The 19898-nt window shown below is 70.8% G+C and carries 17 protein-coding genes; 4 read left to right on the forward strand and 13 right to left on the reverse strand.

What is annotated here, in order from left to right:
• Nucleotides 1-18 precede the first annotated feature (18 nt).
• The 3 genes from ACIBH4_RS14220 to ACIBH4_RS14230 all read left to right on the forward strand — a co-directional run bounded on the left by ACIBH4_RS14220 (nucleotide 19) and on the right by ACIBH4_RS14230 (nucleotide 2919).
• Nucleotides 19-1386, forward strand: coding sequence for a tetratricopeptide repeat protein (locus tag ACIBH4_RS14220; protein ID WP_362512498.1), 1368 nt, complete (start codon nucleotides 19-21; stop codon nucleotides 1384-1386).
• A 13-nt stretch (nucleotides 1387-1399) separates the two neighbouring features.
• Nucleotides 1400-1882, forward strand: a complete 483-nt coding sequence (locus ACIBH4_RS14225) for an NUDIX domain-containing protein (protein ID WP_362512495.1) — start codon at nucleotides 1400-1402, stop codon at nucleotides 1880-1882.
• Nucleotides 1883-2106: 224 nt separating this feature from the next.
• Nucleotides 2107-2919 carry a DUF1684 domain-containing protein gene (locus ACIBH4_RS14230; RefSeq protein ID WP_362512492.1) on the forward strand — a complete coding sequence of 271 codons (813 nt, stop codon included), beginning with the start codon at nucleotides 2107-2109 and terminating at the stop codon, nucleotides 2917-2919.
• A gap of 121 nt (nucleotides 2920-3040) precedes the next feature.
• Here ACIBH4_RS14230 and ACIBH4_RS14235 read toward each other — a convergent pair whose 3' ends face one another.
• The 7 genes from ACIBH4_RS14235 to ACIBH4_RS14265 all read right to left on the reverse strand — a co-directional run bounded on the left by ACIBH4_RS14235 (nucleotide 3041) and on the right by ACIBH4_RS14265 (nucleotide 12194).
• On the reverse strand, nucleotides 3041-4201 hold the full coding sequence (locus ACIBH4_RS14235; RefSeq protein WP_362512490.1) for a serine hydrolase domain-containing protein: 1161 nt from the start codon (nucleotides 4199-4201) through the stop codon (nucleotides 3041-3043).
• Nucleotides 4202-4351: 150 nt separating this feature from the next.
• Nucleotides 4352-5536 carry a chorismate synthase gene (gene aroC / locus ACIBH4_RS14240; RefSeq protein WP_362512487.1) on the reverse strand — a complete coding sequence of 395 codons (1185 nt, stop codon included), beginning with the start codon at nucleotides 5534-5536 and terminating at the stop codon, nucleotides 4352-4354.
• Nucleotides 5533-6831 carry a 3-hydroxybenzoate 6-monooxygenase gene (locus tag ACIBH4_RS14245; RefSeq protein WP_362763727.1) on the reverse strand — a complete coding sequence of 433 codons (1299 nt, stop codon included), beginning with the start codon at nucleotides 6829-6831 and terminating at the stop codon, nucleotides 5533-5535. The genes aroC and ACIBH4_RS14245 overlap by 4 nt, the downstream gene beginning before the upstream one ends.
• Nucleotides 6832-6838: 7 nt before the next feature.
• Nucleotides 6839-7171, reverse strand: a complete 333-nt coding sequence (locus ACIBH4_RS14250) for a hypothetical protein (protein ID WP_362512481.1) — start codon at nucleotides 7169-7171, stop codon at nucleotides 6839-6841.
• Between the two features lie 345 nt (nucleotides 7172-7516).
• Nucleotides 7517-9940 carry an amino acid adenylation domain-containing protein gene (locus ACIBH4_RS14255; protein WP_362763730.1) on the reverse strand — a complete coding sequence of 808 codons (2424 nt, stop codon included), beginning with the start codon at nucleotides 9938-9940 and terminating at the stop codon, nucleotides 7517-7519.
• A gap of 36 nt (nucleotides 9941-9976) precedes the next feature.
• A complete protein-coding gene (locus ACIBH4_RS14260) occupies nucleotides 9977-11146 on the reverse strand; it encodes a 3-deoxy-7-phosphoheptulonate synthase (protein WP_362512475.1) in 1170 nt (389 codons plus the stop codon).
• Nucleotides 11147-11171: 25 nt separating this feature from the next.
• Entirely contained in the window at nucleotides 11172-12194 is a 1023-nt protein-coding gene (locus ACIBH4_RS14265) for a ketoacyl-ACP synthase III family protein (protein ID WP_362512472.1), read from the reverse strand.
• Nucleotides 12195-12536: 342 nt separating this feature from the next.
• Between ACIBH4_RS14265 and ACIBH4_RS14270 the strand changes: the two genes are divergently transcribed.
• On the forward strand, nucleotides 12537-13115 hold the full coding sequence (locus ACIBH4_RS14270) for a CGNR zinc finger domain-containing protein (RefSeq protein ID WP_362512469.1): 579 nt from the start codon (nucleotides 12537-12539) through the stop codon (nucleotides 13113-13115).
• A 212-nt stretch (nucleotides 13116-13327) separates the two neighbouring features.
• Here ACIBH4_RS14270 and ACIBH4_RS14275 read toward each other — a convergent pair whose 3' ends face one another.
• Genes ACIBH4_RS14275 through ACIBH4_RS14300 form a run of 6 tightly spaced genes read right to left on the reverse strand, consistent with a single transcriptional unit; the run spans nucleotide 13328 to nucleotide 19898 of the window.
• Complete coding sequence (locus tag ACIBH4_RS14275; protein ID WP_362512466.1) at nucleotides 13328-14473, reverse strand: acyl-CoA dehydrogenase family protein; 1146 nt, start codon at nucleotides 14471-14473, stop codon at nucleotides 13328-13330.
• 8 nt (nucleotides 14474-14481) lie between these two features.
• Nucleotides 14482-16173: an AMP-binding protein gene (locus ACIBH4_RS14280; RefSeq protein ID WP_362763733.1), complete on the reverse strand. Its 1692-nt coding sequence runs from the start codon at nucleotides 16171-16173 to the stop codon at nucleotides 14482-14484.
• Nucleotides 16170-17129: a transketolase C-terminal domain-containing protein gene (locus tag ACIBH4_RS14285; protein ID WP_362512461.1), complete on the reverse strand. Its 960-nt coding sequence runs from the start codon at nucleotides 17127-17129 to the stop codon at nucleotides 16170-16172. Before ACIBH4_RS14285 ends, ACIBH4_RS14280 begins: the two co-directional genes overlap by 4 nt.
• Nucleotides 17126-17992: a transketolase gene (locus ACIBH4_RS14290; protein ID WP_362512458.1), complete on the reverse strand. Its 867-nt coding sequence runs from the start codon at nucleotides 17990-17992 to the stop codon at nucleotides 17126-17128. The genes ACIBH4_RS14285 and ACIBH4_RS14290 overlap by 4 nt, the downstream gene beginning before the upstream one ends.
• Nucleotides 17993-18012: 20 nt before the next feature.
• On the reverse strand, nucleotides 18013-19038 hold the full coding sequence (gene argC / locus ACIBH4_RS14295; RefSeq protein ID WP_362763736.1) for an N-acetyl-gamma-glutamyl-phosphate reductase: 1026 nt from the start codon (nucleotides 19036-19038) through the stop codon (nucleotides 18013-18015).
• Nucleotides 19035-19898, reverse strand: coding sequence for a RimK family alpha-L-glutamate ligase (locus tag ACIBH4_RS14300; RefSeq protein ID WP_362512452.1), 864 nt, complete (start codon nucleotides 19896-19898; stop codon nucleotides 19035-19037). The genes argC and ACIBH4_RS14300 overlap by 4 nt, the downstream gene beginning before the upstream one ends.

The following is a 19898-nucleotide window of genomic DNA, read 5'->3' on the forward strand; positions in this document are numbered from 1 at the left end:
TATCCGTAGGGAGTTCCGATGGCGAGGTACTCCGGCCAGCGTTCCCCCAACGACCTGCTGCGGGGGATGATCGTGGCTTCGGGCTTGAGCTACGAGGGCGTGGCGCGCGCCGTTGTGCGAGTCGCTGCGGAGAACGGGGAAGTTCTGCGGACGAACAAGTCCGCCATCGCGCATTGGGTTGCGGGCGTTGAACCGAATGAACGAACTGTCGGCTACCTCGTCGAGGCCCTCTCGCGCCGCGCCGGACGTCCGGTGACGAAGCTGCAGCTCGGTTTCCAGGCCGACGAGTCGCCGGTGCTGGAAGGCGCACACCCCGTCGAAACCGCGACCATGCTCAGCCGGGCCGATATCGAGAACAGAAGCTTCCTCGCCACCGCTGTCTACATCACGGACCGGGTGAGTCTGCCTCTCGGCTACGACTCAGAGGCGGTGAGCAGACTCCTGCGGGCACGGACCGGCAGCGCGCGAGTCGGTGCCAGAGAAGTGGCCGTCGTCCGGCAGATCACAAAAGCGTTCGGCGCGGCCGATGAGCGCCTCGGCGGGGGCCACGGCCTCACTACCGTTGCCGCCTACCTGGCCGATACCGTCGCCCCCATGCTGTCCGGCCGCTTCGCCGACGAAGCGACACGTCGCGACGCGTTCGGTGCCACTGCCGAGCTCGCCTGGCTGCTTGGCTGGAAGCATCACGACCTCGGGCATGAAGGCGCGGCCCAGCGGTACTACCTCACCGGCTTCCAACTCGCCGTCGAGGCCGACCCGGGTGCCCACGCCGCCTGGATGATGCGCGCGATCGCCCACCAAGCGCTCAGCCTGAAGGAACATAAGCACAGCCGGGACCTCATCGAAGCCGCCCTCAAACGCGCTGAAGGTCGCTGTGACGGTGCCACCGAAGCGCTTCTGCACATCACGCACGCCCGTTCCCACGCCACTCTCGGTGAGAAGGCCGGAGCAGCGAGAGCGCTTCTCGCGGCCGAGGACGCCCTCTCCCGACCAGGCGACCCACAGCCTTCATACTCGCTCCTCACGGGACCCGCCTCCGGCACCGTCGACTCCCATACCGCCAGGACGCTCACCGAAATCGGCGACCATGTGGGCACCGAGGCCCGGCACCGGGCGGCCTTCACATCCTGGGACCCCGTCGCTTTTCCACGCGTCCACCTGCTCACCCACATGGATCTCGGGGACTGCCTTGCCGCTCAGGTAAGAGCCGACGAGGCGATCGGAGCCTGGAGCCAGGCACTCGACCTCGCCGAAGGAATGGCGTCAAGCCGGAGCAGAACCGCCCTGGCGAGCATCCGACCGACCCTCGCCGTATACAAGCGCAGAGGCGTTCCCGGCGCGGCCTTGCTGGAACAGCGCATCCGGCACGCGGCCACCGCCGCGTGAAAGGATCGTGTCCATGCCCACGCCCGGCACTGCCCTGCCCCCCGCGCTCGAAGCACACACCCTCCTCGTCGCCGCCGTCATCGTCCACGACCAGACGCGGCAACGAGTCCTCCTCATACAGCGAGCGGCCAGAGCGAAGTTCGCCCCCAACCACTGGGACCTTCCTGTTGGCAAGGCGAGCAAGGGCGAAGTGATCACCCAAACCGCGGTCCGCGAACTGAAGGAGGAGACCGGACTGGTCGTAGACCCCGCCGACCTCCGAGTAGCCGGTCTCATCCACTGCTCCTGGGGTGTCGAGGCACCGAACGGCTTCGTCACCGTTGTCTTCGTCACCGACACCTGGAGCGGTACCCCGGTCAACGCCGAACCTCGCAAACACGCGCGCGTCGCCTGGCACCCGGCAGACCGGATACCCCAGGCATTCGTGTCCACCACTCGCACCGCGCTGATCAACTACCTGACAGGCGGCCCCGTGGTAACCACCGAGGGATTCTGATCCCAGTGGTATCTCCTTCGGTCACAGGCCACCACTTACCGGAACGGTGACGCCTCCGCGTGTCGTCAGGACGGCGCGGAGGCCCGAGTGTCCAGTGGTCGCCTCGTGAGGGGATGGACCTGATGGTTGAGTGTGTTCTGGTCGTCCGAATATCAATGCTGGACATAAACCAATCTAAAAGGTAGGAATAGTATGAAAAATCTCGCGCATCTTGAGGAGCAGCCATGGCAGCCAAAGTGATCGACGTGGCGGCGTACGTCCAGGAATGGCAGGACTGGCACCACCGGCACGAGAGAGCGCTGGCCGATCCCCACGGGTTCCTCGCCGTCACGAACCTGCACTGGCTGACGTCTGAACCACAGCGCCTGCCGGATGCCCCAGGGGAGTGGTCGACCGGCGGCGAGGGCGTCGTGGTGACCCTCGGCGACGCGGAGGAACTGGTCGTGGACGGCACGCCTGTGCGTGGCCGGTACGTGTTCGGCCACATCCCCGAACGCGGTTCGATCAATGCCGTCTGGGGTGAAACGGTGATCGAGGTGGCCAAGCGGGGCGGGCATGACATCGTCCGGCCCAGACACCCGGACCACCCGCTGCGTGTCGCGTTCGCCGGCACTCCGGTGTTCCCTCCGGACCCGCGATGGTTGGTCGTCGGCCGCTACCTGCCGTTCGACGAGCCCCGGCCGACGGACGTCGGGGCGGCGGTGGAAGGGCTGAGGCACGTCTACGACGCGCCAGGGCGGGTCGAGTTCGAACTCGACGGGCAGACGCTGAGCCTGACGGTGTTCAACGGCCACGCGCCGGGCAGCTTGATCGCCCTGTTCACCGATGCGACCTCCGGCGTGACCACCTACGCCGCCAACCGCGTCCTGCAGCTCGGGGTGCCCGATGCCGACAACCAGGTGACCGTGGACTTCAACCGGGCCACGAACCTGCCGTGCGCCTACACCGACCTCGCCACCTGCCCGCTGCCGCCGGAGGAGAACCGGCTGCCGGTCGCGATCGAGGCGGGCGAGAAGATCCCCTACGAGCGCGGCTGACGTCCGGACGAGCGCCCCCGTGGTCCTCCGTGTCACCGGCGCCTCCGCGTCCCGTGTCACCGGAACGGCGACGCCTCCGCGTGCCGTCAGGACGGCGCGGAGGCGAGGGGGCGGCCGTCCGTTACCCGCACAGGGCGGTGTCGACGGCCTTGATCACGTTCATCGCTCCGGCCTCGCTGCTGGGCAGGGCGGTCACCGCGACCGAGGCCGCCCGGCCGTCGGTGGTGGCGGCGACGCGGGTCTCGTAGCCGTCGATGTCACCGCCGTGGCCCCAGCCGATGACGCCGCAGCTCATCTTCATGCTGACCACGCCGAGCCCGTACTGCCAGCCCTCGGGGAACCCGGGTGCCTTCATCGTCTTCTTCATCTCCGTCAGCTGCGCGGGCTTGAGCAGCTTGCCGTCCAGGAGGGCGAGGAAGAAGGTGTTGAGGTCTTTCGGGGTGCCGATGAGCTGGCCGGCCGCACCGCCCCAGGAGGGGTCCAACGTGGTGATGTCGGTGAACTTACCCTTGGACTTGCCCGCCAGGTAACCGCGGGGGTGCGGGCCCTGGATGCCCCGCTCACCGGCGGCCGGCCAGTACGTGTCACGCAACCCGGCGCGGTCGATGACCCGCTTGGTGACCTCTTCGGCGATCGGCCGACCGGTGACCTTCTGCACGATCAGGCCGAGCAGGGTGTAGCCGGTGTTGCTGTACTCCCAGCCCTTGCCCGGCTTGAACGACGCCTTGTGCTTCAGGGCCACGTCGACCAGGTCCCTCGCCTCGACATAGCGGTTCCGGGTCTTGGAGATGTCCTGGTCCATGTAGCGGGTGTAGTTGGGCAGGCCGCTGGTGTGCTGGAGAAGCTGGCGGACGGTGATCTTACGTCCGTCGCCTGCCTTGCCGCGGATCATCCCGGGCAGGTACGTCTCGATCGGCCCGTCCAGCTTGATCTTGCCCTCGCCGACGAGCTGCAGGACGACGGTGGCGACGAACGTCTTGGTGTTGCTGGCGATGCGCACCCGGCCGTCGACCGGCACCTCCTCCCGGGTCTGCAGGTTCCCGACGCCCGCGGTGTAGCCGGTGACGCGCCCTTCGCGGTCGCGCACCGAGGCGAGCGCGCCGGGGAACTCATCGCCGATCAGCCCGTCGAGCGCCTTCTGCACGTCGCCGTCGAAACCGGCCGACGCCGACGCCTTTGTCGAGGCCGAGGCGGCGACCGGCGCGGCGGCGGCGCTTGCGGCGATCATCACGGCGAGCCCGTAGGCGAGGAAACGGGAGCGGGGGGAGGTGGGGCTGAACATCGGAACTCCTTGTTCGAGGGTCACTTGCCGACCTTCGAAGCATGTCGCGGGGGAGATCATCACTTCGATCCCGCGAACTGGAGACCCGTGGTACAGCTGGCGCTACCTCGATCGGCCGCGCCGGTCGGTCCGCCGCTCCCCGGGGACGCGTCAGCCGATGGGCAGGTGGTCCAGGTAGCCGCGGACGTTGCGGCGGGTCTCGGCCACCGAGTCCCCGGCGAACTTCTCCGCCACCGCGTCCGCCAGGACCAGCGCGACCATCGCCTCGGCGACGATTCCCGCGGCCGGGACCGCGCACACGTCCGACCGCTGGTGGTGGGCACGCGCGGGGGCGCCGGTGGTGACGTCCACGGTGGCGAGGGCTCGTGGCACGGTCGCGATCGGCTTCATCGCCGCGCGCACCCGCAGCGCCTCGCCCGTGCTCAGACCGCCCTCGGTGCCGCCGGAGCGGCCCGAGGTCCGCCTCACGCCCTCGGGTGTCGGCACGATCTCGTCGTGCGCCCTCGACCCCGGCGTACGGGCGAGCGCGAAGCCGTCCCCGACCTCGACGCCCTTGATCGCCTGGATGCCCATCAGGGCGCAGGCCAGCCGCGCGTCGAGGCGCCTGTCCCAGTGCACGTGGGAGCCGAGCCCCACGGGGACCCCGTAGGCGAGGACCTCGACCACGCCGCCGAGCGTGTCACCGTCCCGGTGAGCCCGGTCGATCTCGGCGACCATCGCCTTGCTCGCGTCGGCGTCCAGGCAGCGCACCGGGTCGGCGTCCAGCCTCCCGGCGTCCGCGGGGACGGGAAGGATCCCGTCGGGGGCCTTGGCGGAGGCGAGTTCCACGACGTGCGAGACGAGCTCGACCCCGGCCGTCTCCCGCAGGTAGGAGCGGGCCACCGCGCCCAGCGCCACCCGCGCGGCCGTCTCCCGCGCGCTCGCTCGCTCCAGGATCGGACGGGCCTCGCCGAAACCGTACTTCTGCATGCCCGCCAGGTCGGCGTGGCCTGGCCTGGGCCTGGTCAGCGGGGCGTTGCGCGCCAGTCCCTCCAACACCTCGGGGCCGACGGGGTCGGCCGCCATGACCTGCTCCCACTTGGCCCACTCGGTGTTGCCCACCACGATCGAGACCGGCGAGCCCAGGGTCAGCCCGTGCCGCACGCCGCCGAGGATGGTCACCTCGTCCATCTCGAACCGCATCCGCGCGCCCCGGCCGTAGCCCAGCCGCCGCCTGGCGAGCGCGTCGGCCAGCATGCCGGTGGTGACCGGCACACCGGCGGGCAGCCCCTCCAGGGTCGCGACGAGGGCGGGTCCGTGCGATTCTCCCGCGGTCAGCCAACGTAACCTGCTCACCGGGCCACTCCTTCACTGAGGCTGAGTTCGAGGAGGTCGTCGGACACCAGGTGTTCCCCGGATACGCCGAGGTCCCTGGAGCCGGAGCCGAAATCGGAGCCCGAGCCGAAGTCCAGGCCGGATCCGAAGTGGCGGGCGCCGTGCAGCCAGGCCACCTTGTCGTGCAGGTCGTCCACCGTGAGGGAGGACAGCATCGCGTTCCGCGCCCGTGCTTCGGCGCCCGCCGGATGATAGAGGCGTTCCCCCATCGCGCGGGCCACCAGCTGGGTCCTGGCCGTGCGCTCGCGGCGTTCGGCGTTGTACTTCTCCAGGCGCTGGGTGAAGGCGTCCTCGTCGCAGTCGAGCAGCCTGCCGATCACCACCGCGTCCTCAAGCGCCATGCACGCGCCCTGGGCGGCGTACTGCAGCATCGGGTGCGCGGCGTCGCCGAGCAGGGCGACCCGCCCGTCCGTCCAGCGGTCGACCGGGTCGCGGTCGCACAGGACCCAGGTCCGCCATTCCTCGCCCAGCTCCAGCAGGGCGCGGGCCGTCTGGCTCAGGCCGGGGAACTCGCCCAGCACGTGGGACCGGTCCGCGGGCTCGCCCGCCAGCTCCTCGCGGGCGCCGTCGTCCCGGGTGGCGGCGAGGTTCAGGAACCTCCCGCCGCCGATCGGGTAGTGGACGAAGTGCCACTTCGGGCCCGCCCAGAGGGTGACGGTGTTCCACCGCAGCTCCGCGGGGACCTTCTCCATGGGGATGACCGAACGGTAGATGGTGTGCCCGGAGATCCGGGGTCTGCCGTCCCCGACGAGCTGACGGCGGACGGCGGAGCGGATGCCGTCGGCCCCGATGAGGGCGGCACCGGCGAACCGCTCTCCCGTGTCCGTGAGGGCGGTGACGCCGGTCGGGCCTTGTTCGTACCGGGTGACCCATCGGTTGCCGAGCAGTTCGATGTCGCCGGACGCGCGGCAGGCGTCGAGCAGCGCCTGGTACAGGTCGCCCCGGTGGACCACCGCGTACGGGTCGCCGAACCGGCGCCGGTAGCCGTCGGTCAGCGGCATGCTGGCCACCCGCTCGCCCGTCGTGCCGTCCATGAAGCGCAACTCGTCGATGAAGACCGCCCGCTCGCGCACGGCCTCGCCGACACCGAGGTGGCGGAGCGCGTGGAAGGCGTTCGGTGCCAGCTGAATTCCGGCGCCCAGTTCGGCGAATGTGGCCTGGCGTTCCAGCACGATCGCCCGGTGTCCCCGATCGGCGACGCTCAACGCCGCCGCGAGACCGCCGATGCCACCACCGGCAATGAGAATCCTCGCCATGTCCTCGTCATCCCTCCAGGGCCAGGCCACGGCCCGCCAGTTCGGCGACGTCGAAGATGCCCTCGGTGGTGGCCTCCACATCGAAGACGGAGCGCTGGACGGGCGGGGATCCGATCAGTTCGGCGGCCCTCGCCGGCAGTGGTGCCGCCGCGGCCTCCGCCGACTCCCAGAGCAGCACGGCGCCCCAACGGTCGCTGCTCCGGTCGGAGATCCAGAACTTCAGGCGCAGCCCGGGAATCCCGGAGAAGCGGTCCACCGCCTCGTCGCGCAGGAACGCGCGGAGCGATTCGACGGTCTGGTCCGACTCCCGTAGGTCCCACCAGACGACGACGGCCTGCATGCGCTTGACACCTCCGGAATCAAATGCTTTATGCCGTTGTCGCCGACGACGTTTTCCCGCATATAGAACGGGTTTCGACTCCGGTTTTTCGGCCATTCTTGTGACTGTTGTCTATTACGGTAGGTCGCCGTTAAGGGCGGGACAACGGCCCTGTGATAAGGCATTCTTCTCAGGATGTGAACAATGAGCGGGAGTCGCGGAAAAAGGTTGGCGGAACGAATGTGCAGGCTCCGGGGCCTCGACACGAGGACCGGCCCCGGCAAATGCCGGGGCCGGTCCTTTTCAGCGGTGCCGTTTCACGGAGGTCGGCGGCTTCGTTGGCGCCGTTCCATGAGAATCGGCGGTTCAGCCCCTCTTCGCCTCCGCGATGGTGCAGGCCATTCGCTCGATGCTCGCCTCGTCGAACAGGTCGTCGATGTCGGCGTCGACGTCGAAGGCCTCGCGGATCCGGTCGGTCAGGCGGGCCGCGCGCAGGGAGTCACCGCCCAGCTCGAAGAAGTTGTCGAGGATGCCGATGCCTTCGAGCTCCAGCGTCTTCGCCCAGATCTGCTGCAGGGTCCGCTCGATGTCGTTGCGCGGCTCCTGGTAGGGGCTGCCGACGTCAGGGCGGGACCGGGGCGGCTCGGGGAGCGCGGTCCGGTCGATCTTGCCGTTCGTCGTCGTCGGGAGACCGCCGACGACGTACGCCGCCGGCACCATGAACGAGGGAAGCGTCTGGCGCAGCGCCGCTCGAAGGTCCCGCACCTCGGGGACGGGCCCGGGGCGCGGCTCGATGTAGGCCACCAGCTGGACGTCTCCCTGGCCGTCCTTCCTGGCCAGCACCGCCGCCTGGCCGACGCCCGGTTGTGCGGCCAGGACGGCCTCGATCTCGCCGAGGTGCACCCGGTTGCCGCGGACCTTGATCTGGTTGTCGGTACGGCCGACGATCTCGATGCTCCCGTCGGTCCAGTAGCGCGCCACGTCGCCCGTCCGGTAAAGCACCGGGTGGCGGACCGGGTCCATCGGGTTGGCGAGCCACTTCTCCGCGGTGGCCTCCGGGCGGCCCAGATACCCCTCCGACAGGCTCTCGCCGGCCACGAAGATCTCACCGACGACTCCCGGCGGGAGAACCTCGAGGTTCTCGCCGAGCACGTACGCCTTGACGTTGGGCGTGGGCCGCCCGATCGGGGGCAGGCGGTGGGCGCGCCCCTCCTCGCCGAGGTCCACGCCGAGCTGGGTGATGTCGCACGTGGCCACCACCGTCGCCTCCGCGGAGCCGTACAGGTTGAACACGTGGAAGGGAAGGTCGGCGGAGGGCCACGACTGCACGCGCTCGCCGCAGATCCTGATGTTGACCAGCTCGGTCTCGGCGGGCCAGTGGAGCGTCCACAGCCGTTCGGCCATCGCCTTCATGAGCAGGGTGTGGGTGATCCGCTCGGAGACGAGCCAGTCGCGCAGCCACTCGGGCGAGGTCACGACCGACGGCTCGGGGATGTGGACCGTGGCGCCCGCGGCCAGGACCGAGAAGCACTCGACCTCCACCATGCCGTAGCCGGGTGCGGCGAGCCACGTCCCTCGGGACTCCTCGGTGATACCGCAGATCACGCGCATGCTGTAGATGAGGTTGCGGGCCGCGCCGTGCGGCACCATCACGGCCTTGGGCACGCCCGTGGAGCCGGAGGTGTAGCAGATGTGGATGAGGTCTGAGGCCTTCACCGGCTCGCTGACGGGGGTGGTGGGCTCGTCGCGCCAGTCGGTGCCGTCGAGCGAGAGCACCGGGCAGATACCCGACACCTTGAACTCGTGGGCCCTCATGGTGAGCACCACCACGGCCGAGGCGTCCTCGATCATGAAGCGGACGCGGTCGTCGGGGAACTCGGGGTCCAGCAGGATCGCCGCCGCCGCCGTCTTGAAGCAGGCGAGCTGCGCGATCAGGCTCTCGGCGCCGCGCGGGAAGCAGACCCCGACCCGGTCGCGGGGGCGGACCCCCTGTGCGGCGAGCCGGTGGGCGAGCTGGTTGGCCTGGTCGTCGAGCTCGCGGAAGGTGAGCCGGCCACCGGGCCAGGCCACCGCGACCACGTCGGGCGTCCGGCGCGCGATGTCCGCGACGACCTCGTGGAAGAAGAGGGCGGGCACGGGCTCGTCGGTCTGGTTCCAGTCGACGAGGATGCGCCGGGACTCCTCCTCGGTGAGCAGGGGGATGTCCCGTAGCGTGACGGCCGGGTCGGCGGCGAGGGCGTCGAGGACCCGCCCCAGGTGCAGCGCGTACTGGGCGGCGGCGTCCGCGTCGAACTCCGCCCGCGACATCACGAGGTCGAGGCCGTCGGTGTCCCGGGTGAACACGGTCAGCGCGGCGCGCGGCCCCGGCTGCTCACCGTTCGCGGAGACACCGTTCGTGGAGAGGTCACCGGCGGAGAGGCCGTTCGCGGAGACGTCACCCGCGGGGACGCCGTTCGCGAGGGCGTCGCCGGTGGAGACGACGGCGTGGCAGGGCTCGCCGGTGGTGGGCTCCACGGTGCCGGCCGCGATCGCGGCCAGCAGCTCCGCGGCGGTCGTGTCGCCGGACACCCGCACCCGGACGGTCTCGGCGGCACCCCGCCCCGCCCGCCCGATCAGCAGGTCGGTCTCGGCGGTGTAGCGGTGGAGCAGGCCTGCCAGGGCCGCGACCGCGAACGTCTCCCGGTGCGGCCGGGCCTTCTCGGGGACGGGGATGGAGTGCCGGTGCGGAACTCCCGGCGGGCCGTCACCGGCGGGACGGGCGAGGGGAAGCGACGAGTTGGTCGTTTCCATGAGAATCGTTCCTCTCGAAATAGCGGGTCGGAGGTCTCAGGCAAGAACCGGCAGCGGGGAGGGGAGGGCGAGCTCGACCTGCGAGGAGATGCCCTCGGCACCGGCCCGCCGCAGGGCACGCCCGGCCTCGACGGCCTCGGCGAGCCCGTGGATCATGCGGGTGGTCTGGTCCCAGTCCACGCAGGCGTCGGTCACGCTCTGCCCGTACGCGAGGGCGTCCGTCCGGCCCAGGATCAGGTCCTGCCTGCCCGCGGCGAGGAAGCTCTCCAGCATGATCCCGGCGATGCCGGTCTCCCCGCCGGCGATGCGGTGCGCGATGTCCGCGGCGACGAGGGGCTGTCGCTCGTGGTCCTTGCCGCTGTTGCCGTGGCTGGCGTCGATGAAGAGGCGCTGGGGCAGGCCCGCCTTCTTCAGCAGTGCGAGGGCGCCGGCCACGTCGGAGGGGCTGTAGTTCGGGGCCGTGCTGCCGCCGCGCAGGACGACGTGGCAGTCGGGGTTCCCGCTGGTGGAGACGATCGAGACGAGGCCGTCGTCGTCGATGCCCGGGAACACGTGTCCCTTCGAGGCGGCGACGATGGCGTCGACCGCGTCCTCCACGTGGCCGCTCGTCGCGTTCTTGATGCCGACGGGCATGCTGAGCCCGCTGGTGAGCTGCCGGTGCACCTGGCTCTGGACGGTGCGGGCACCGATCGAGCCCCAGGACACGGCGTCGGCGAAGTAGCGGGGGGTGAGCGGGTCGAGGAACTCGCAGCCGATCGGCAGGCCGGTCTCCAGGATGTCCAGCATCAGCCCTCGCGCCAGGCGCAGCCCGCTGTTGAGGTCGTGCGAACCGTCGAGGTGGGGGTCGCTGATGAGCCCCTTCCAGCCGAGGCGGGTCCGCGGCTTCTCCATGTAGACCCGCATGACGACCACGAGCGAGCCGGACACCTGCCGCGCGAGCTCGGAGAGCCGCTCGGCGTAGGTGAGGGCGGCGCAGGGGTCGTGGATGGAGCACGGGCCGGCGACCACGACGAGCCGGTCGTCCTCGCCGTTCAGCACCTGGGTGACCCCGTACCGTCCGCCGAGGACGGTCTCCCTGGCGGTGGGCGAGACCGGGATCTCCTCCCGCAGCGCCGCGGGTGAGAAAAGCCGGTCGACCGGGGTGACGCGGGAGTCGAGGGAGTCGATGAGGGAGGGCAGCACGTCGGGGGTGTGGGTGATGGTCATTGCGGGGTTCCTTCCGGTGGAGTGGTCAGGCGTTGTCCGCCGCGAGAACCGCCGCGGAGAATGTGAATCCCATTCCGGTGCCGATGAGGAGCACCCGTGCTCCCGGCTCCAGCAGGTCCTCGTTCAACAGGTGGTGCAGGCCGTAGAGCTGGTCGGCGGGACCGAGGTGCCCGATCGTGAGCCCGAGTTCGGCCAGGGTGTTGCCGGGAATGCTCTTCAGGGGTCGTACGAAGCTCTCCTTGAACAGGGTCCGCCCGACGAACGGTGTGACGAGCCAGTCGATCTCGTCCATGGACAGGCCGGCGTCGGACAGTGCCGTGGAGACGACGCCGGCGGTCCCGGCCGCCGACCTCGCGCGGACGTCGCGCAGCGACAGCTCGCCGCGCGCCAGGAACTCCCGGGTCCTGCGCCTCATGTCGGGGTGCGGTTCGGGAGCCGTACGGAACGGCTCGTCGCCGCGTGAGAGTCCTTCGAGGGCGGTGTCGGTCTGCGAGGCGCAGGACAGCAGCCTCAGCCGGCCACGACCCCGGGTGACCACCGCCGAGGCGGCGCCGTCACCGAAGACCATGCCGGGGGAGAGGTACCAGCGGTTGGTGGGAGGGGCGAAGCGGTCCGCGACCGTGATGAGGGCGGAGGGGAGGTCGGGGCGTCCCGCCAGCATGCTCGCCGCGATCTCCAGGCAGGCGAGGGAGCCGTTCGACGCCGCCGAGACGGTCATCGGCATCCCGGCCATCCGGGTGCCCAGCAGCTCCCCGCCGATCCAGCAGGCCGCGGGCCACATGTCGATGCCCTGGAAGTGGCTGTGGCTGTGCAGGTAGAGGGTGTCGGGGCCGATCTCCGTCCCGTGGGCGGCGGCCTCCTTGAGCGCCTGCCTTCCGGCGGTCACGGCCATCTCGGGGGGAGCCTGCGAGGACTGGGCGACGGAGATCATTCCGGTGCTCTCGGCGACCTCGGCCGAGTACGAGCCGTCCTCGACGGCCCGGGTTATGGGCACCCGGTCGCCGAGCGTGCCGCCCGTGCCGGAGATCCAGATGTCATCGAACCGCATCGCTGAGAGTCCTTTCCGTGCCGAGGCCTCGGGACGTTCCAGGGGGACGCGTGTCGCCGGTGATCTCCCTGCCGGCGATGCGGGCGGGGTGGACCTCGGTTGTCACGTCGCTTCCCTTCGCGCTCCGGAACTCGCGGTTGGCCATTTCTCGGTTACCAGCAATTACGCTAAGGCGGTAACGAGGGCGGGACAACGGGGGTGTGATAAGAGCTTCTTTTCGGGATGCGAACGTCGCGTGAGGAAGAAACGAGGGGATTGTGGCGCCGCGAGTCCCGTCAGATCGCCGTTAAATCATCGGTAGCGCACTACCGGCAAAGGTGGTTCAATAGTAAAATTGTCAGGATGAAGCGACAACCGGGAGACAGGGCCGTGGCACCGGGCCCGCTCGCACTGGTGCAGGCGTTCGTCAACAGCGTGAACGTGGAGTTCGGGCCTGACTATCTGGCCACCGTGGAGGGCCTCACCATCTGGCTGGAGCGCAACGGCCTCGGTGACCCGAGGGTGGAGCCGGGCGAGCTCGACCGCCGCGACGCCGTGACCCTGAGGGAGGCGTTGCGCGCGCTCCTGCGGGAGAACAACGGCGGCCCCCCCGACCTCCAGGCCCGCCGCACGATCGAGCACATCGCGCGTGACTGCCCGCTCGTCGTGGGGTTCGAAGGGGAGGCGGGGGAGCTCGGCCTCCGGCCCGCGCTCACCGATGTGCGCGGAGCCCTGGCCAGGGTGCTCGCGGCCGTCGCCGGTGCCGTCGCCGACGGCTCCTGGCAGCGTCTCAAGGCGTGCGGCGAGCACCGATGCGAGTGGATCTTCTACGATCGGTCGCGAAACAAAGGCAGCCGCTGGTGCTCGATGGCGGTGTGCGGGACGCGGTCCAAGATGCGCACCTACCGCGAGACGAAGCGGGTCCACAGCGAGAGCGGCTGAGCCGCGCGGATCGGATGCTTTTGGGCCGGGTACGTCCGGCGGCGTCACCTCGCGCGTGAGCCGGGACCGGCGATACACCAGTCCGGCGGCGTCACCTCGCGCGTGGGTCGGGACCGGCGACACACCAGGTCAGGCGGCGTCACCTCGTGCGTGGGTCAGGAAAGTCCGGTGGGGGCGGCTCGGCCGCCCCCACCGGTCGTGTCGTGCGGGAGTCACGGCGCGTTCTCCCGGCCGAGGAGCTTCCTCGCGACGACGAGCTTGGTGGCCGCCGCGGTGCCGTCCGCGAGCTGGAGGCCGATGACGTCCCTGAGCCGCTGCGCGATCGGCCCGTCCTCCGACCAGCCGAGGTGGCCCATGGTCAGCAGGGACTGGTGGACGGCCTCCATCGCCGCCTTCGGCGCCCACCACTTGGCCATGTTGGAGGGGATCCGCGGGTCCATGCCGTTGTCGGCGCGCCACAGTGCCTCGTACGACACCAGCCGTGCCGCGTGCAGCATGGTCGCGTGCTCGACCAGGGGGAAGGCGACCGCCTGGAAGGTGCCGATGGGCCGGCCGAACGCCTCCCTGGCGCCCGCGTGGGCGATGGCCTCGTCGAGCGCGGCCTTGGCGACCCCGAGCGCCATCAGCGAGATGTACGCCCGCGAGACGCCGAACCCGCGCATGACCGCCGCGAAGCCGAGTCCAGGCTGCCCGACCACGTCCTCGGGGCCGACGCGGACGCCGTCGAAGACGAACCTGCCGCGCCCGCCGGACCGGCAGCCGAGGTCGGGGAGGGTCTCGCGGCTCACCCCGGCCTGGTCGAGCCGGATGTAGAAGGCGGTGATGCCGTGCGCCCCCGCCTCCCCCGTCCGTGCGAAGACGAGGCCGTGCGTGGCGTAGGCGGCGATCATGATGGAGGTCTTCTCGCCGTTCAGCACCCAGCCGTCGCCGTCGGGCTCGGCGCGCATCTCGATGCCCGCGGCGTCGGTGCCGTGGCCGGGCTCGGTGAGGCAGAGCGCGACGATCGACTCACCGCGGGAGATCGGCGGCAGCCAGCCCGCCAGCTGCTCCGGAGCGCAGTTCGCCGCCAGGACACCGCCGATGAGGGCGGCGTTGAGCACGGGATAGCAGACGGACAGGTCCGCCGCCGCCAGTTCCTCGAGGGCGATGCCCGCGCTCGTCGCGTCGAGCCCGCGTCCCCCGTACTCCTCGGGCATCCGGAGCGCGAACAGACCCTCCTCGCCCAACTCGGCGAGGAGCCCTGGACGGTATCCGCGCCGCACGTCGCTCTCACGGCGGTACGGGGCGATCCTGTCGGCCGCGAACTCCCGCACCCTCTTGGCGAGCGCCTGCTGATCACTGGTGAATTCGAAGTCCATGTGGTGTCCTAAGCCCGGAGCCGGTCGCGCAAGGCGAATTTCTGGATCTTCCCGGAGGGGGTTCTCGGCAGCGACGGCACGATCTCCAGTCGCTCGGGCCAGTACTGCTTGGCCATGCCGAGGCCGGAGAGGTGGCCGCGCATGTCGTCGAGGGTGAGCGGGGAGGCCGCCGGGGAGTCCGCCGTGACGAGGATCGCGCAGGCGCGCTCGCCCAGCCGCCGGTCCGGGTAGCCGACGACCGCGACGTCCTTGACGGCGGGGTGCCGCAGCAGGGCCGCCTCCACCTCCACGACGGGGATGTTCTCCGCGCCGCGCATGATGACGTCCTTGACCCGGCCGGTGATCCGGATGCCTCCGTAGCCGTCCTCGCGGGCCAGGTCCCCGGTGTCGAACCAGCCGTCCTCGGTGAGCGACTCGGCGTACACCTCGGGGCGGCGGAAGTAGCCGAGGCACTGGGCGGCGCCGCGGACCTGGAGCAGGCCGGGTTGTCCCGCGGCCACCGGCTCGCCCCCTCGGCCGACGATCCTGACCTCCATCCCCGGTACGGGGGTGCCGTCGCTCTCGGCCGCGCGCATCGGCGGGTCCTCGGGACGGGTGATCGTCACGCAGCCGTTCTCGCTCATGCCCCACAGGGCGTACACCCGGCAGCCGAGGACCTCCCGCGCGTCCTCCACGAGGAGCGGCGCGATCGGCGCGCTGCCCGTGGCGAACGTGAGCAGCGCCGACAGGTCCCTCGGACCGGTGCGCTGCGCCTCGATGAGGTCGGAGAGGAACGTGGGCGCGCCCATGAAGAACGTGACCTTCCGCTCCTCCAGGATCCGCAGCATCGCGGCCGGGTCCCACGCGTCCACCTGCACGGCCGTCGCGCCGAGGATGAGCGGCATGAGGAAGTTCCAGGTGTAACCGGCCTGGTGCGTCGTGGGGGACCCCATCGCCGTCACCTCCTCGCCGGTGAGGTGAAGCACGTCGGCCTGTGCCCTGTTCATCGAGTACAGGGTGTTGTGGCTGTGCACGACGCCTTTCGGCTCACCGGTCGTGCCCGAGGTGAACACGACCTGGGCGGGGTCGTCCGGGCCGGCTTCGAGGGCGTCGAGGGCCTCGATCTCCTCGGGGGTGGGCTCGGGGCCGAGGAGGTCGAGGTCGAAGTCCAGCGCCCCGCCCCTCCCGCCGTCGTCCTCGCCGCCGTAGCCGCTGTCAGCGCCACCGCCGCCGTAACCACCGGCACCGCCGTTCTCGCCCGCACCGCCGCCGAGCAGCACCCGGTGGCGCAGGCTCGGGACGGCGCGGGCGACCTCGGCGCTCATGTCCGCGTACGAGAAGCCGCGGAACTCCGTCGCCGCGATGTACACCGGGCTCTCGGTGAGCCGGGTCATGAACTCGACCTCGCGCCTGCGCATGATGGGGACGACCGGGCCCGCCACGGCGCCGATCCGCGCGCACGCGAGGATCGACGCGACGAGCTGCCAGGAGTTGGGCAGCTGCAGGGTCACCACGTCACCGCGTCCCACGCCCAGCCGCACCAGGCTCGCCGCGAGGCGGTCGACGCGCCGGGCGAGCTCGGCGTAGGTCACCGTCTCCGCGGCGCCGTCCCGGTAGCAGACGAGCGCCGGCTTGTCCGGGTGGTTCGCGACGGAACGCCGTAGGTCGTCGAGGACGGTCTCGTCGCGCCACTGGCCGGAGCGCCGGAAGTCCTCCTTCATCGGCTCCTCCTCGTTCTGCCCAGGGCGGTCCTGGCCCGCGCGGCCACGGCCTGGGGCGTGATGCCGCCCCGCTCCAGGAGGTATCTCTGGCTCCCGGCGACCGGGACGAACGCGTCGGGCATCGCCACCCGGCACACCCTGACCGGCAGGATCTCCGAGAGGTTCTCGGCGACGGCGGCTCCGAAGCCGCCGGCGCGCCAGTGCTCCTCGACCGTGACCACGACGCCGGTCGCGCTCGCCGCGGCGGCGAGCGTCGCCGTGTCCAGCGGCTTGACCGTGTGTACGTGGATCACCGACGCCGCGATGCCGTCCCGCTCCAGCAGGTCCGCGGCGTCGAGGGCGGCGAGCACCGGGTACGGGCCGCAGGCGGCGAGCGTGACGTCGCCGCCCTCCCGCAGGATCTGGGCCTGCCCGATTCGCACGGGCGGCCCTTCGGGGAGGTCGGGGGTGGCGTTGCGGCCCAGCCGGAAGTAGACGGGGCCCGGCAGGGCGAGGGCCTGGCGGAACAGCTCGTCCGTGGTGGCCTCGTCCGCGGGGACGACGACGGTCATGTTCGGCAGGTTCCGCATCACGGCCAGGTCCTCCAGCGAGTGGTGGGTGGGGCCGAGATGGCCGCCCGACACTCCGGAGTGGGTCGCGGCGATGCGGACGGGCAGGTTGTTGAGCGCGATGTCGACCTTGACGGCCTCCAGCGCCCGGGTGGAGGCGAACGCCGCCATCGTGTTCACGACGGGCACGCGCCCCTCCTTGGCGAGCCCGGCGGCGGCGCCCATGAGGGTGTGCTCGGCGATGCCCAGGTTGAGGTACCTGTCACCCGCCTCGCCGAAGTCGACCCCGCCGAACAGGCCGGTGTCGCTGTCCAGGCAGACCAGCCGTTCGTCGTCCGGCATGAGTTCCACGAGCACGTCGCGGTAGACCTCACGGGACGAGCGCGTCTTGAGTGTGGTGGCGGTCATCGCCGTTCTCCTTCCGGGGCGGCACGCAGGGCGGAGAGCGCGCGGCGGTGCTGGCGGTCGCCCAGCTTGGCGTAGTGGCTGCGTGCCTGGCCCTCGATGAAGGGCAGGCCCTTGCCCTTGACGGTGTGGGCGATGATCAGGGTGGGGCGTCCCGGCTCGGGCGGCGCGGTGAGCGCCTCGGTCAGCGCGGCGACGTCGTGGCCGTCCGCCTCCCTGACGTGCCAGCCGAAGGCCCGCCACCGGTCGGCGAGGGGTTCCAGGTTGCCGACGAACTCCGTCGCGCCGGTGATCTGGAGGCGGTTGCGGTCGACCACGGCGGTGAGGTTCTCCAGCCCGTGGCTCGCGGCCACGCTCGCCGCCTCCCAGACCGAGCCCTCCTGGAGTTCGCCGTCGCCCATGACCACGAAGCACCGGCGGTCGGAGCCGTCGAGCCTGGCCGCGAGCGCCACCCCGACACCCAGCGCGAGGCCGTGACCGAGGGAGCCTGACGGCATCTCCACGCCGGGGACCTCGGCGTGGGGGTGGGCCATGAAGGCGCTGCCCGGCCGCGCGTAGTCGGTGAGCCGCTCCTCGGGGAAGAAGCCTGCCTCGCAGAGGGTCGCGTACAGGGCGATGCCCGCGTGCCCCTTGCTCAGCAGCAGCATGTCGCGGTCGGGCGAACCCGGATCCCGGGGGTCGATTCGCATGATCCGGAAGTACAGGGTGGCGAGGACCTCGACGAGGGACATGGAACCCCCCAGGTGCCCGCCCTCGGGACTCGCGCACATGTTCACGATGTGTTCCCTGATCCGGCCGGTCATCGCGGCCGGATCGGCCCTCTCTCCGGCCCGGATCGCACCCGGCAGGGTGGAGATGCCGCTCATGTCTACTCCTTTCGCCTCGGTCAGTTCGGATGCAGGCCGGTGAAGTCGAGCCCGAGGGACTCGGGCAGGCCGAGCCGGATGTTCATGCACTGCACCGCGTTCCCGGAACCGCCCTTGACCAGGTTGTCCAGGGCCGCGATCACCGTCACGTCGGACGCCCCCGGGTCCAGGGCGAAGCCGACGTCGCAGAAGTTGGAACCGGACAGGATCTTCGCGTCGGGGAACCGGTGCAGGCCGCGCCGCTGGGCGACCACGCGGACGAACGGCTCGTCGCCGTAGCGTCCCCGGTAGGCGGAGCGGATGTCGCGCTCGGTGACGCCGTCGGCGAGGCGTGCCCTGCAGACCAGCTGCACTCCCCGTACGGCCTCCACTCCGGTCGCGGTCATCCGGACCGGGAGCCCGGTCGCCTGGGAGATCTCCGCCTCGTGCCGGTGTCGCGTCGGGGCGAAGACCCTGAGCGCGCCACTGCGTTCGGCGTGCAGGTTCTCCGAGCCCGCGGTCGCTCCGGCACCGCTGGAACCGGTCCTGGCGTCGACCGTTATCTCGTCCCTGATCAGCCCGGCCTCGGCCAGCGGGGTGAGCGCGAGGATCCCGGCGTTCGCCATGCAGCCGGGCACGCTGATCCGGCCGGCCGTCCGCAGGCGGTCCCGGTGGAACTCCGGTATGCCGGGCACGAAGGTGCCGAGCAGGTCGGTGGCCTCGTGCGGGAGCCCGTAGTAGCTCTCGTAGGTGTCGGGGGACCGCAGCCGGAAGTCGCCGGACAGGTCGATGACCGTGTCGGCCATGTCGAGGAACTCCGGCATCCGGCGCATCGTCTCCCGATGCGGTGTGGCGAGGAACAGCACGTCGTAGTGGTCGAGCCGGTCCTCGGGGCAGAAGGTGAGCCGGGTCCTTCCCCTCAGGTTCGGGTGGACGCCGTCGATCTGGCGGCCTTGCAGGCGCCGCGAGGTGGCGGCGGCCAGCTCGACCTTCGGATGGGTGGTCAGGATGCGCAGGAGCTCGCCGCCGATGTAGCCGGCGGCCCCGACGACCGCGACGCGTGTCATGTCTCCCCCCTCGCGATGAGATGGGCCGCGATGGCGTCCGCCACGTCGACCCTGGAGCCGTGGGCCTGCTGGAAGCCCCGGAACTCCACCCGGTCGTTGACTTCGAGCACGGTGAGGTGCCCGTCCATGTCCTCGATGAGGTCGACGCCCGCGATGTCGGCGCCGACCGCCTCCGCGGCGGCGACCGCGAGCTTGACGTGGTCGGGGCCGAGCGGGCAGTACTCGCTCACCGCGCCCCTCGCCACGTTGGTACGCCACTCCTCTCCCTTGCGGTAGGTCGCGCCGAGCGCCTCGCCGCCCACGACGAGCACGCGGATGTCGCGGTCGGCCTTGGGAACCTGTTCCTGCAGGTAGATCACGTGCGACTGCGGCGAGGGCAGCGCGGCGACGTGTTCGAGCACGGCCGTCGCCACGGCGCGGTCGGTGACCCTGGTCACCAGCCGGCCCCAGGAGCCGACGAGTGGCTTGATCACGGCCGGGTAGCCGATCGCGTCCAGGGCCTCCAGCGCCGCCTCCGACGTCATCGCCAGCGCGGTCCTGGGCGTCGGCAGCCCGCTTTTCAGCAGGGCCGCCGACGTGTGCCACTTGTCGCCGCTGAGATGCGTGGCGGCGGCGCTGTTGAGCACCGTCACCCCCGCCGACTCCAGGGCACTCGCCGCGTAGAGGGCGCGGAAGTGCCCGACCTCGCGGTTGAGGACGAGGTTCGGTCCGTTCCAGGGAGAGCCGTTCGCGACGAACAGCGACCTGGGATCCAGATGTTCGAACCTGGCGCCGCGCCGTTCGAGCGCGGCCATGATGTTCTTCTCCTCGAACCGCACTCGCGAGGCGAGGACGGCGAGGTGGGGTGCTACGGAATCCAC

It is taken from the genome of Streptosporangium sp. NPDC050284, from assembly GCF_044459525.1.
GTDB lineage: Bacteria > Actinomycetota > Actinomycetes > Streptosporangiales > Streptosporangiaceae > Streptosporangium.